Origin of the sequence: Pontibacter actiniarum, from assembly GCF_003585765.1 — a bacterium.
In the GTDB taxonomy this organism is placed as follows: Bacteria; Bacteroidota; Bacteroidia; order Cytophagales; family Hymenobacteraceae; genus Pontibacter; species Pontibacter actiniarum.
The window spans coordinates 102,174-114,991 of sequence record NZ_CP021235.1 but is presented as its reverse complement, the minus strand read 5'-3'; the positions used below and the strand labels follow the sequence as shown (position 1 = coordinate 114,991).

Sequence of the window (12,818 nt, the reverse complement as noted above, 5' to 3'; positions counted from 1 at the left end):
TTACCTACACAGGCCGGACAGCCTCATCACCGGCTGCCACCAAATCTTTAGGCTCCCCTACTTTGCCTCCAACCGCTGCAGCAATAGCACCCAGCACAAGCCCAAAGAAAGCATAAATAGCTGCCTTGGAAACAGCATCGGCCACATTCCCGCCAATCTGCTGCGCCCGTGCCCCTACCTGAGCTCTTGTTTCCTTGAACTGTGATTTAGCCTGCTCGTAGGTGGAAATCCAGCTGCTAACAATTTCGTTGGCTTCTTCCCTGCTTTTGCCCGTGCGCTCCATCACAACATTAACAGCCGCCTCACGGTCGGCAGCGTTTACGATATCTGCCCCTTGCCCATACAGCCTGTCCATCACCTCATCAAAAGTTGAACCGGCGGCCTGTGGGTTTGCAGCAGCCTCACCTGCTCTTTGCTCCACAGTGCTTCCCGCTTGCCTGGCCTCCTGCTCAATATTCTCCGGCTGCAGCTCCGGTTTACCTGTCTGCTGTAGAATCTGCCGCGCTTCCTGCTTAATGGACTGGAGGTTGATCCCGCTTCCTTCCACTCTCGATTGGATGGCATCAGCCGCTTGCGGGGCGACAGCCGCTACCCCTTGTCCGGCAAGTGACAGGGTCTGGCCAACCACATTTCCCACACCACTTACAATTCTACCAATAGCTGTTGTCAGCAAGTAGAAAGAGAGCAAGGTAAAAAGGCTCCAGGTTAAAATACCGTGCAGTATGCTGTCGAAGCCAGTTGGCATACCTGCCAAGCGCCCTGCCACCCAGCCGCCAGCAAAGAGCGAAATCAGCATACTGACAATCCACCAGATAAGCGTACCCGTTCCCAATCCAGCCATAGGGTTTTGTTCCTGCGTTGGGTCAATGGACCCGATGCCTATGCCGAGGCCCAACAGGCTTAGCGTTAGCTGCACCACCAAGGCAACGACCAAGCCACCAAACACAGCTCCCCATGATATCCGCTTCATGGCGCTTAACCCTGCAGCGGGTCTCACACCTGTATAAACAGGTGCTCTGTAAGTTCTGTCGTCGTGTAGATCATCTTTCATAGTTCAGCGCTTTATTAGGTTTCAGATAATATTGTAACGCTTTAATAATCAATAGGTTTAAAAGGCAAGCAGAAGCCATTAAAGGCTAGCTTAAGCAAAAGCCCTGTTCCTGCCGCACGCCGTGCGTCTGCACAAAGCCGCAGCAAGCCGTAGAAAAGCAGGAGCTACCGCTCGCAGGGCAAGTTTGGAGGGCAAGAGCAGCAACAGGAACAACAGATGGCGAAGGAAAAGACTGCCAGGGTCGTCGGCAATCAACTTACATACAAGCATATAAATATATGCCACTTGCCTTACGGCATCTACTCCTCCCCTCCTGAACCCAGCACTAGCAACAGCCGCTGCACCCGGCTCCTTTAGCTAGCTTATACCTTGCAGCCACCCTATTTCCTTTTTATATGTTTAAACAGCTATTGGAGGCTAAAGCATCAGGCTATACTTTTGCACTTACATAGAATAAGTCTAAATAAAAATAAACTCGCATGCAAAGAACACTACTCCTGTTCGCACTACTACTGTTTTGTGCCTTAGCCACCCAGGCGCAAGACCTAAGAACGGTAACGGGCACCGTGCATGATGCCGCCGGCCAGCCTGTTCCTATGCTGACAGTGGCGTTGGAAGGCACCACCATCGGCGCTAACACAAATGACAATGGTTACTTTGAGTTAAAAGGCATTCAGCCCGGCACCTATACGCTACGTGTGGGCGGCGTGGGCTATGGCTCTATCAGGCAACAGGTGGACCTCACCAACAGCAACGCTAACTTCGACCTGAGCATCAAACAGACACAGCAGGCACTGCAGGAGGTAATTGTGTCTGCCGGCCGCACCGTGGAGGCGCTCGACGAAACACCGGCCTCTGTCTATGTACTGAACTCCCGTGCCTTACAGGTGCAGTCGCAAATATCCACCAACATCTCTAACATACTGGCGCAGACCGTTCCGGGCCTGGCCATCAACAGCAACACCACCAGCAACGTAGGCCAGACCCTGCGCGGCCGTAACGTGTTGGTTATGATAGACGGCATCCCGCAATCCACCCCGCTGCGCAACGGCAGCCGCGACGTGCGCACCATAGACCCTGCCGCCATTGAGCGCGTGGAGATCGTTAAAGGAGCTACCGCCGTTTATGGCAACGGTGCCGACGGCGGCCTGATTAACTACATTACTAAACGGGCTGACGCCAACAAGCCGTTCAGCGCCTACACTTCTGTTGCCGGTACAGGCATGCTCTTCAACAGCGACAATACCTTGGGCGGCCGCATTTCGCAGCAGTTCTCGGGCAAGGCCGGCGGCCTGGATTATGTAGCCAGCGGCACGTATGAGAAAACGGGTGTTTTTAAGGATGGGGAGGGCGATGTGATTTCGCCGGTATACGGCCTGGGTGAAACCAAAATGTACAATGGCTTCGGCAAGCTTGGCTACAACTTTAATGAGAAGCACCGCGTGGAAGCCATGTACAACTACTTCGGCAGCGGGCAGAACTCAGACTACGTGGAGCAGCTCGGCAAGTATGGCGAAGCACCGACCATAGGCGTGAAAGGCGAGCACAAAGGCAAAGACGAGGGAACGCGCTACAACCACAATGCCCAGGTGCGCTACATCGGCAAAGACCTGTTCATTAACTCAAGCCTGGAGCTGAGCACCTACCTGCAGAGCTTCTACACCGTGTACGGCTGGACGTCCTACTTTGAGAACGGCGGACAGTCTACCATCAAATCAAATAAAAAAGGTGTGCGCCTGAACCTGAACACTCCCTTTGCACTCGGCATGGCCAAAGGCAGCCTTACCTATGGCGTAGACTACCTGAACGATGTGACATCGCAGCCACTGGTAGACGGCCGCACATGGGTTCCGGAGATGGACCTGAAAAACGTGGCGCCTTACGCACAGCTGAACCTAAACCTGAACCAGGACTTTATCTTCAAGGCAGGCTACCGTTACGATAACGTGAAAGTTGGTGTGGATGATTTCCAGCAATTGGTGCTGGCAAGCGGGGCAGGCGGTGAGTCGGTGCAGGGTGGAACCCTGAAGTTTGATGCCCACACGTTTAACGTAGGCTTCCGCTACGTAGGCATTGAGGCGATCAAGCCGTTTGTAAGCTATTCGCAGGGTTTCTCCATGATTGACGTAGGCCGCTATGTGCGTAGCGCTAAAGAGAACTTTATCTCCCAAATGGACCTGGAGCCAGTTATCGTCAACAACTACGAGGCAGGCTTCCACAGCAGGCTGGGCATTGTGTCTTTTAGCGGTGCCTACTTTATCAGCACTTCCAAGCTGGGAGCAAACCTGAAGGCGAACGCTGACGGCGTGTATGAGATTGAGCGCGCACCTGAGCGGGTAGAAGGCGTAGAGGCTCTGGTTGATGTGTTCGTGTCAGATAAGATCACCTTTGGTGCCAACGCCGCCTACAGCGAAGGCAAGGCCGACATAAACAACAACAGCGAGTGCTCTGACGCGGAAGACAAGTACCTGACTGGCCTGCGCATTCCACCTCTCAAGATCACATCTTACCTGAACGTAAAACCTGTGGAGAAGCTGAACCTGAACCTGCAGTGGATTTACTCCGGCGACCGCGACCGCTTTGAGCGCAACGCCAAAGGCGGCTACAGTTCCGGCGAAGGACCTGTAAAAGCCTTTGATATTTTCAATCTGGCAGCCTCTTACCAGGCAACAACTAAACTGAGCCTGAACCTGGGCATCGAGAACCTGCTGAACAATGCCTATTACCTGCCACAGGCCTACTGGTACGGTCGCGACGACAACTTTACCCGCGCCAGCGGTGCCAGGTTCCAGGTGGGGGCGTCCTATAACTGGTAATATTTTGAAGAAACGCATTAAACGTACTTTTTCCATACACCACTGGTGTGGGCTGATAGCTGGGATGTTCATCCTGGCTATCAGCGTTTCCGGCTCTATCCTCGTTTTTGACGACAGTATAGATGAGGCCGTGTATACCCGGGAGGCAAGGCTGGAGGCACCCACCCAGGTCCTGCACATTGACAAATCCTTTCAGTGGGTACGCGCGCAAAACCCGGGCTGGGACGTGCGTATTCCCTCCCTCCCCACCTCCCCGGATCAGGCGCTGCTGTACGAGCTGCGCCAAGGGCAGTTCCGGAAGTGGGTATTTGTGCACCCGGAAACGGGGCAGGAAGTAGCTACCGTGCCGCAGGCACACAACCGCCTGACGTATGTGCTCCTGAACCTGCACTACAACCTGCTTTCCGGCACCCCCGGCAAAATAGCGGTGCTTTTGGTAGGTGTTGCGCTGCTCCTGCTCACTGTGACAGGGTTTATACTTTACAGAAAGTCCATTGTAAAAGTGCTCACCTTCCGGCAGAAAGTATCTTTTAAAAGCCGCCGAAGCCTTTACTCCGGCTTACACCGGGTGATAGGGGTCTGGGCCCTGGCGTTTAACCTGCTGATATGCGTTACCGGCCTCTCGCTGGCCATTACGGTAGTCAACAGCGCCTTGAAAGGAGGCAACAAGGAAATAGCCGTACCGCAGGTTACTGCCTCCGTGGATGCGGCCGTGGCAGAGGCAAGAGCAGCTTACCCTGACTTTGTTATTACCTATGTGCGCTTCCCAACCAGTGCAGATGGAAAGCTACAGCTGCTGGGCCACCTGCACAGCGACCCTTCCTACTATGGCAAGCTCTACAGCAAAGTGCAGGTAAACTACCAAACGGGCGAGCTGGAAGATGCTTACTTTCTCCGCGACCAGCCCTGGCTCGACCGCTTCCTGACTGTGCTGCACCCGATCCATTTCGGTGACTATGCCGGCCTGGCTGTCAAAATCCTTTATAGCTTCTTTGGGCTGATGCCTGGCCTACTTTCGGTTTCCGGGTTTGTGATCTGGTACTACCGGCAACAGCCGAAGCCAGAGCGCAGGCGGCCCAAGCTGACCCGGGCCGCTTAGCTTAAGCAGCAGTATACCTTTGCACACAGCCTGTCCCCCCCGTGACAGGCTGTGTGCATTTTAGGGCAGAGTACATCCGTCTTTACAGCGTCTCCCTCTTTCTCAAGTGCATCCCTAGTAGCAGCTAAACCCCCTCACTAGTACTAGTGAGGCAGCTATAGCTACTACTAACCAATTTGCTTTCTAAGCGCCTTCCTGTTTAGAATATGTCTAAACAAGCTTTGTTTCCGATGTTCTCGCCCTCTACTTTTGCTCAAAATAGAATCATTCTAAATAATAAGCATCGTATGAAGCGAACGTCTATACTAGCTTTTCGGGGAGCTCTGCCTTTGGCACTGTCACTCCTCTTTGTACTTGTGTCCAGTATCGCAGCGCTTGCGCAGAGCGGCACCATCAAAGGGCACATCACCACCACGGACAGCCAGCCGGCCATAGGCGTTTCGATAGGTTTAGAGGGGACTGTAATCGGCACCACCACCGATGCCCAGGGCAACTACACCATTAACAGGGTGAAGCCGGGTAATTATACTTTACGCGTGCAGATGCTGGGCCTGGAGCCGCAGGAACAGTACGTGCAGGTAGATAACGGGAAGACAAGCACGGCAAACTTTACTTTGGTTGAGAGTGCCTCCAAACTGCAGGAGGTAATCATCACCAGCCAGCGCGACAAGTATAAAGCCTCGCTCCCGTCTGAATCGCTGCGCCTGCAAACGCCGCTGCTGGAAACCCCGCAGAACATACAGATCATCACCAACGATGTACTCAAAGACCAGCAGGTGTTTACCTTATTAGAGGGCGTAACCCGCAACGTGAGCGGCGTGACGATGCAGGAGCACTGGGGCAACTATACCCGTATGAACATGCGCGGTGCCAGGGTAGCGCCTTTCCGCAACGGCATGAACGTGGAGTCAAACTGGGGGCCGCTGTCTGAAGACATGTCTTTTGTGGAGCGCATTGAGTTTGTGAAAGGCCCTGCCGGGTTTATGCTGGCTAACGGAGACCCCGCCGGTTTCTACAACATCGTTACCAAAAAGCCGACGGGCACTCCGAAGCAGGAGGTGAGCCTATCTTTTGGCAGCTACGAAACATTCCGCGCCGCTGCCGACCTGGACGGCAAGCTAACCAAAGACGGCAAACTGCTGTACCGCCTTAACCTGATGGGCCAGACCAACGAGTCGTGGCGAGACTATGAATCGAACGACCGCTATGCTGTTGCACCCGTGCTCAAGTATAGATTCAGCGACAAGACCTCTCTCACGGCGGAGTACACGTACCAGTTCTCCCGCATGTCGGCCATTGGTTCGGCTTATGTTTTCTCGGCCAATGGCTTTGAGGACCTGCCGCGCAGCTTCACCATCGCCGACCCGAACCTGGAGCCTTCGGACATGAAGGACCACAACGCCTACCTCATCTTTGAGCACAAACTGAACGACAACTGGAAGCTGACCGCACAAACCGCCTACTTCTACTACAACCAGGAAGGCAGCTCGCTTTGGGCAGCCGGCGTAGACGCATCCGGAAACATGAAGCGTACCCTGTCTGGTTGGGATGCTCAGAACAAAAGCAAGTTTGGGCAGCTGTTTGTAAACGGTGAGTTTGAAACAGGTACCGTTTCCCATAAAATATTAGGCGGCCTGGACCTGGGCGACAAGGAGTACCTGGCCGACTGGAGCCAATACTTTGTGCTGGACCCTGAAGCACCGTTTAATGTATATAATCCGGTTTACGGCAATATTGCCATCCCAACCCTGGACCACTCTGTGGCACTGGAAGACAGACCTACTGTAAGTACACTTGGCCAGAAGTATGGCGCGCTTTACCTGCAGGATGAGCTTGGGTTCTTTGATGATAAACTGCGCCTGACCCTGGCCGGACGCTACACCAAAGCGGAAACAAACCAGTACACCACCATCATCAAAAACGAGAAGTTTACGCCACGCGTGGGCATCAGCGGCTCAATCAGCAAGAGCCTGTCTGTGTATGCGCTCTTCGATCAGGCTTTTATACCTCAAACAGGCTTATTGGCCAGCGGAGATCAGGTAGATCCCATTACAGGTAACAACCTGGAGGTTGGCGTGAAGAAGGATTGGTTTAACGGCCGCTGGAACTCGACGCTATCGGTGTACCAGATCACCAAAAAGAACCAGCTGATAGGCGACCCAACTGACCCGACAGGCACTTACTCGCTGCAGATGGGCGAATCGCAGACCAAGGGAGCAGAGTTGGACGTGCGCGGTGAGATTGTTCCCGGCCTGAACCTGACCTTTAACTACGCCTACACCAACTCCGAGGCAACAGAAGAGTCCACTGAGTTTAAGCCGGGCGATAAAGTACCGGGTTTTGCCGAGCACATCACCAACGCGTGGCTGTCTTACAAACTACCAGTAAGCCCGCTAAAAGGGCTGGGCGTATCGCTAGGTTACCAGTGGCAGGTTAACCGCTACCCTTGGTTTGCCAGCGGCGATGGCGGCAGCGAACTGCCTGACTACTTCAGACTCGACGGCGGCCTTTCCTATCAAATCAAAAACGTGCGCCTGGCCCTGAACGTGAACAACCTGCTGGATGATTACCTGTACAGCGGCGCCCCTTACGACTTTAACTATGACGGCACCAACGACGGCTACTACTGGCAAACAGAGGCCCCTCGCAGCTACCGTGTTACCATCGGATACAGGTTCTAAGATATGAGTATAAAAAAGTTGATTGGTAAAGTACACCTTTGGCTCGGATTTGCATCCGGGCTATTGGTGCTTTTTCTGGGTATCACAGGCTGTATACTTTCTTTCCAGCGGGAGATAGAAGATGCCACGCAGGAGTACCGTTTTGTGGAGCACCAGCCAGGCAAAGCACTGCTTCCGCCTTCGGAGCTCCGGGCTATTGCCGATAGCCAACTGCCGGGCAAGAAAACACACAGCGTTTCCTACCAGAAAGGCAAGGCTGCTCTGGTGGTATACTATGACTTTGAACCGGAGTACTACTACACCGTTTACCTGAACCCTTACACCGGCGATGTGCTAAAGGTGAAGAACATGGCGCACGACTTTTTCAGGATCATCATAGAGGGCCACTATTACCTCTGGCTGCCGCCTAACATCGGGCAGCCTATACTTGCCAGTGCCACTCTTATTTTCGTTGTGCTATTGATAACAGGCATCATACTTTGGTGGCCTAAAAACAAGTCTGCCGCCAAGCAGCGGTTCTCCATAAAGTGGAGCGCCAAGTGGCGGCGCAAGAACTACGACCTGCACAATGTGCTGGGCTTTTACATGAGTTGGGTCGTGATATTCATTGCGATTACGGGTTTGGTGTGGGGCTTTCAGTGGGTATCTAAATCAGTTTACTGGGCAACCTCAGGAGGCAAGCCCATCAACGAGTATTACGAAACGCTCTCTGACACCACCAAAGCCTCCCCTCTCGCTAGCACCCCGGCCATCGACCTGCTTTGGGACAAAGTCAGGAAAGAGAACCCTGCCTTTACAGGTAGCCTGGAGGTGCACATCCCGGAAAACAAAAAGACAAGTATAGAAATTGCCTCCAACCCTGACACCGACACTTACTGGAAGATAGACTACCGCTACTTTGATCAGCACACGCTGCAGGAGCTTCCGGTAACCCACATGTACGGCAAGCTGGCTGATGCCTCGGTTGCCGACAAAATCAGGAGGATGAACTATGATATACACGTAGGGGCCATTGGCGGCATTGTCGGGAAGATCATCGCTTTTTTTGCCAGCCTGTTGGCAGCAAGTATGCCGGTAACCGGTACCCTCATCTGGTGGGGCCGCAGAAAAAAGGCCGCCCGCAAAGTAGCAAAGCCAGAACCGCAGCAGCAGGCAAGGCGCTTACAAAGGCCACGCGCAGTAAAGGCCTAGCAGGCAAAGCAGCTAAGAAAGAACGAGTTATATGGCTAATACACGCAAAACTATACTTACCCTGCATCGCTGGCTCGGGCTTGGCTCCGGACTTGTGGTGTTTATTGTAAGTATAACCGGCTGCCTTTATGCTTTTCAGGAGGAGATTTTTGATGCCGTGCACCAGGATGTGCTGTACGTAGCGCAGCCGCAACAGCAGGCACTCCCCATGAGTGTGCTGTACGAAAAAGCGCAGGAAGCACTGGGCCCCGAGTACCCCATCACGGCTGCCATCACCCATAAAGATCCCGTCAAAACATGGAGCTTTGAGGCATTAAAAGAAGACCACGAGGCGCTGACTTACTTTGGCCAGCATGTATACTTCCAAACTGCTTACCTGAACCCTTACACAGGAGAGGTGGCAGGCGTGATGGACAGCAAGTATGAGTTTTTTGAGCTGGTAAAGTACCTGCACTGGAGCCTGTGGCTCAGCACCGAAGTCGGCCAGCCTATTGTGGGTGTGAGCACACTTATCTTCCTGGTGATGCTGATCAGCGGCTTGGTACTGTGGTGGCCGGGCAGCAAGAGCAAAAAAGCGTTTAAGCAGCGCTTCACCGTTAAATGGGGGGCAAAGTTTAAGCGCCTGAACTACGACCTGCACAACGTCCCCGGCTTTTACATCAGCATGATCAGTGCCATAGTAGCACTGACAGGCCTGGTGATGGCTTTCCGGTGGGTGCTGGCTCTGGTATACTTTATGGCAAGCGGCGGTGAGACAGCCGAAACACCTCCCGTAAAATTAGAAGCGCCTGTTGTACAAACTGCTTCTACCCCACTGGACGAAGTCTTTACATCATCGCGCAGCTTATACCCCGAAGCCGCAACGATAGGATTGTTTGGCGCAGCCCAGGACTCGCTGGTGCTGGCTTATGTAAAGGTGCAGGACGATGTATATTACGAAAGCCATAACCTGCTGTATGAAAGAGCCACAGGGAAACCGCTTACCGCGCAGCACCACGAAGACAGAAATGCCGGAGAAAAGCTACTCTACATGAACTATGACATCCATGTGGGTGCCATACTGGGTATGCCGGGCAAGATACTCGCTTTCCTCGCCAGCCTTGTGTGCAGCTCCTTACCCGTAACCGGTTTTCTGATTTGGTATGGGAAAAGAGGGAAACAGAAAAAGCACCCCAGGGTGGCAGCGCCTGCCAGGGTAAGTGCCTAGCAAAGCGGGCTCAGCAAGTAAACATGTGTAAAGCAGGCGGGCCAGCTAATATTAGCTGGCCCGCCTGCTTTACACCTTACGGTAGTTTAGAGCTTAAACTGTACCGAGAACTTCAGCCCAAACTTACGGGCACCCTCGTCCAGGTAAGTCAGGCGGTGGAAAGCATCTACACGCAGTATCTTAAAGATGTTCTCGATGCCGTAACCCACCTCCACGTACGGCGTGTGCCCAAGTGCTTTGAGCGACTCCTGGGTAGCACCGGAAGGTGTAACCGCTGGCATCAGGTCCAGATTTTTCTGACTGAGGCTGCCGTAGAGGATGTTGGAGCTGGCCAGCACCCGCCACTTCAGCTTCTTGATGAGCGGCAGGCGGTTAAACAGTAAACCCTCAAAATACTGCTCGTAGTGCAGGGATGCGTACGTATCGCTGGCAAACTCAAAGTAGTCCATCAGGTTATAGGTAGCCTCGTAGTAGAAAGGCATTTCGTTACCGGTGTGCACCTCCAGCAGCGGGTAGGGCACCGGCGAGAAAACCTTGCCTGCCTCTAATCTATACAAAGCATTACCCAAACGGCCCATGACAAACTCCTGCTCTACTATCGCATCTACCCGCTGGTAATCTACGGTAGAGCCCAGGGCGTTATTCAGTCCCAAGGTATACTTCAGGCTAAGCACAGGCCAGCTGCCGCTCCCCAGGCTGATGCGCTCATTGTCGTTCTCCACATACACTTCGTTGTTGGCAAAGCGCGTCAGCACGCTTACCTCGGTAGCTGTAAAGCTGGAGGCGACCTTATCCGGCTGCTCCGGCCCTTCGGTGTAGTAGGCAAAGTCATACTGCGGGGTGAAGCGGCGCGAGCGCAGGCTGATGCGTTCGGTTACATTGCGCATCACGTCCCGCTGCAGGTACACACTGGTTTTGCGCACCATCATCGGGCCAAGCAGTTCCCCAAACCGTGAAAGGCCCATAAAGAAGGGGCTTGCCTCCAGCTTATCAGACATCAGGCCTACCTGCTGCAGGTCCTCCTGGTGCTCTACTCCTATCTCGCTCCAGTGTTTACGGCTCAGGATGTAGCGCGCGCCCACACTATACTTCGCTTTCTGGTCATCCGTGCCGTAGGCCACATATCCGCGCAGCTCCAGCTTATCGCTAAAGTGGATGTTGGTCTTTCCGCCTACCTGCAGGCGGTGCCCCTCCACATCGTTGTAGGCGTACGTGTACGGCCAGGGTCCCCAGCTCACTTTACCAAAGCTCCTGTAGCCGGTGCTCAGCGTAGTTACCAGGTTTGTGAAGCGCTGCACCTTGGGCGCCTCCCGGATGGCGTTAATGGTAGCATACACCTGCTGGTCTGCTACCGTGAGGCTATCGTGGCGGCGTTTCTCCCAGAAGTTCTCGGTCTGTTTGGTGGCGGAGGAAAGCAACTCCACGGGCTTGTCAAAGAAGGCGGGCTTTTCCGGCTGGTTCACCACCACATCCTTATAGGACGTGTGCACACTCGCCAATATGCCGGGGCGCTTCGGCGTGAGGCCCACCAGCTTAATTGCCACATCGGTGCTGGCCGGCATCCAGGCCCGCTCCCCCACCGGTAGCAGCTCCTGCTTCAGGGCAATGCTCTCCACAAAGTTAATGTTCGCCGACTTGCTCACCTTTACGTCTATCCTGCGGAGGGCGTAACCGTCTGCCGAAATCCACATACGGCCGTTAAACGCCAGGTCCTGTGCGCGCTTCTGCTTAAACGACAGCTCATAGCACCAGTCGTCGCCAATGTAGGTGCTGTCCTCCAGCTCATAGTTGTAATAGCCCTTCCAGCCGTCGGCAATCGGGCTGATAAAGTTCTTCTGCAGCACGCTCACCCAGTTCTGGTAAAAGTTGTAGTCCTGGTAATTGCTGCCGATCACCTGCGATACCAGCGTACCGTCCTGCAGGCCAATGCCCGTTACTTTCGTGGCCTTGATGATTTCCTTGCTCCGCTTGGGCTCGCGGGTGTAATACACATCCGACAGCGACTCCGAGATAAAGAACGGCAGCACCCTCCTGCCATCCTCGCCCGCCAGGTACAGCTGCGAGTCCACCAGGGAGGTAATGGCCTTCCCGACCACGCCCTTGCCCTTTCGCTGCCCCACGTTGTCAACGTCAAACTGCATTTTGGTGTAGGCTTCGTACTGGTAGGCCGTGAGCTTTCGCTTATCGTTGACATGCTTGTTATCCATTACACGGCGCATAATGGCCCAGGCCGGGTTCTCGCCGGGCCGGATCACAACCTCCTGCAGCTGTTGGGCGTTGGTGCGGAGCTTAAAGTTGACGGTCTGGGCAGCAACCCCTTTCTGCACAGGCAGCGTCTGGGGCAGGTAGCCCACAAAAGAAGCCGTAATGGAGTCTGGCGCAGTGGCCAGCCGCATAGCGAAGGCACCGCTCACATCGGTAGAGGTACCCAGGGAGGTGTTCTTCACGTAGATGCTCACAAAAGGCAGGGCCTCGCCGGTAACAGCATCCGTTACCTGCCCCGCAATGCGCACCTGGGCAAAGCCTGTCGCAGCGGTAAGTATAAACAGGAGTAAAAGCGTAAACTTTCTCAAAACCATATGTTTTAAAGGCCCGCAAATGTAGAAGGTTTTTCCCTCAAAACCAGCAATTTTGTGCAAACAACAGTTGTATAAATACAATACCCTTCGAAGGGGCTGTTACGGGTTTCCGAGGCTGCCGCAGAAGCCATTGTTACCCCTGCGCCGGAAGTGCCTCCGCTGCCCGCTATGCATTCTGTACCTGCTGCCTACAA

The 12,818-nt window shown here is 54.0% G+C and carries 7 protein-coding genes; 5 read left to right on the top strand and 2 right to left on the bottom strand.

Going from position 1 to position 12,818, the window contains the following annotated elements; all coding sequences use genetic code 11:
• Positions 1-4 precede the first annotated feature (4 nt).
• Complete coding sequence (locus CA264_RS00500; protein WP_071784644.1) at positions 5-1,051, bottom strand: hypothetical protein; 1,047 nt, start codon at positions 1,049-1,051, stop codon at positions 5-7.
• 479 nt (positions 1,052-1,530) lie between these two features.
• Here CA264_RS00500 and CA264_RS00495 point away from each other — a divergent pair, with 479 nt between their 5' ends.
• From CA264_RS00495 to CA264_RS00475, 5 genes are all read left to right on the top strand, one after another.
• Positions 1,531-3,867 carry a TonB-dependent receptor gene (locus CA264_RS00495; protein WP_025609448.1) on the top strand — a complete coding sequence of 779 codons (2,337 nt, stop codon included), beginning with the start codon at positions 1,531-1,533 and terminating at the stop codon, positions 3,865-3,867.
• Positions 3,868-3,871: 4 nt separating this feature from the next.
• On the top strand, positions 3,872-4,966 hold the full coding sequence (locus CA264_RS00490; RefSeq protein WP_071784643.1) for a PepSY-associated TM helix domain-containing protein: 1,095 nt from the start codon (positions 3,872-3,874) through the stop codon (positions 4,964-4,966).
• A 287-nt stretch (positions 4,967-5,253) separates the two neighbouring features.
• Positions 5,254-7,647 (top strand): TonB-dependent receptor, encoded by a 2,394-nt coding sequence (locus CA264_RS00485; protein WP_051364539.1) that lies wholly within the window; start codon positions 5,254-5,256, stop codon positions 7,645-7,647.
• A gap of 3 nt (positions 7,648-7,650) precedes the next feature.
• Positions 7,651-8,838, top strand: coding sequence for a PepSY-associated TM helix domain-containing protein (locus CA264_RS00480; protein WP_025609444.1), 1,188 nt, complete (start codon positions 7,651-7,653; stop codon positions 8,836-8,838).
• Positions 8,839-8,869: 31 nt separating this feature from the next.
• On the top strand, positions 8,870-10,045 hold the full coding sequence (locus CA264_RS00475) for a PepSY-associated TM helix domain-containing protein (protein WP_025609443.1): 1,176 nt from the start codon (positions 8,870-8,872) through the stop codon (positions 10,043-10,045).
• Positions 10,046-10,131: 86 nt separating this feature from the next.
• Here CA264_RS00475 and CA264_RS00470 read toward each other — a convergent pair whose 3' ends face one another.
• Entirely contained in the window at positions 10,132-12,624 is a 2,493-nt protein-coding gene (locus CA264_RS00470; protein WP_036777934.1) for a DUF5686 and carboxypeptidase-like regulatory domain-containing protein, read from the bottom strand.
• Positions 12,625-12,818 lie beyond the last annotated feature (194 nt).

Coding starts and splice junctions, on each gene's coding strand:
- CA264_RS00500 (WP_071784644.1), bottom strand. CDS start 1,051: ATGAAAGATGATCTACACGACGACAGAACTTACAGAGCACCTGTTTAT.
- CA264_RS00495 (WP_025609448.1), top strand. CDS start 1,531: ATGCAAAGAACACTACTCCTGTTCGCACTACTACTGTTTTGTGCCTTA.
- CA264_RS00485 (WP_051364539.1), top strand. CDS start 5,254: ATGAAGCGAACGTCTATACTAGCTTTTCGGGGAGCTCTGCCTTTGGCA.
- CA264_RS00480 (WP_025609444.1), top strand. CDS start 7,651: ATGAGTATAAAAAAGTTGATTGGTAAAGTACACCTTTGGCTCGGATTT.
- CA264_RS00475 (WP_025609443.1), top strand. CDS start 8,870: ATGGCTAATACACGCAAAACTATACTTACCCTGCATCGCTGGCTCGGG.
- CA264_RS00470 (WP_036777934.1), bottom strand. CDS start 12,624: ATGGTTTTGAGAAAGTTTACGCTTTTACTCCTGTTTATACTTACCGCT.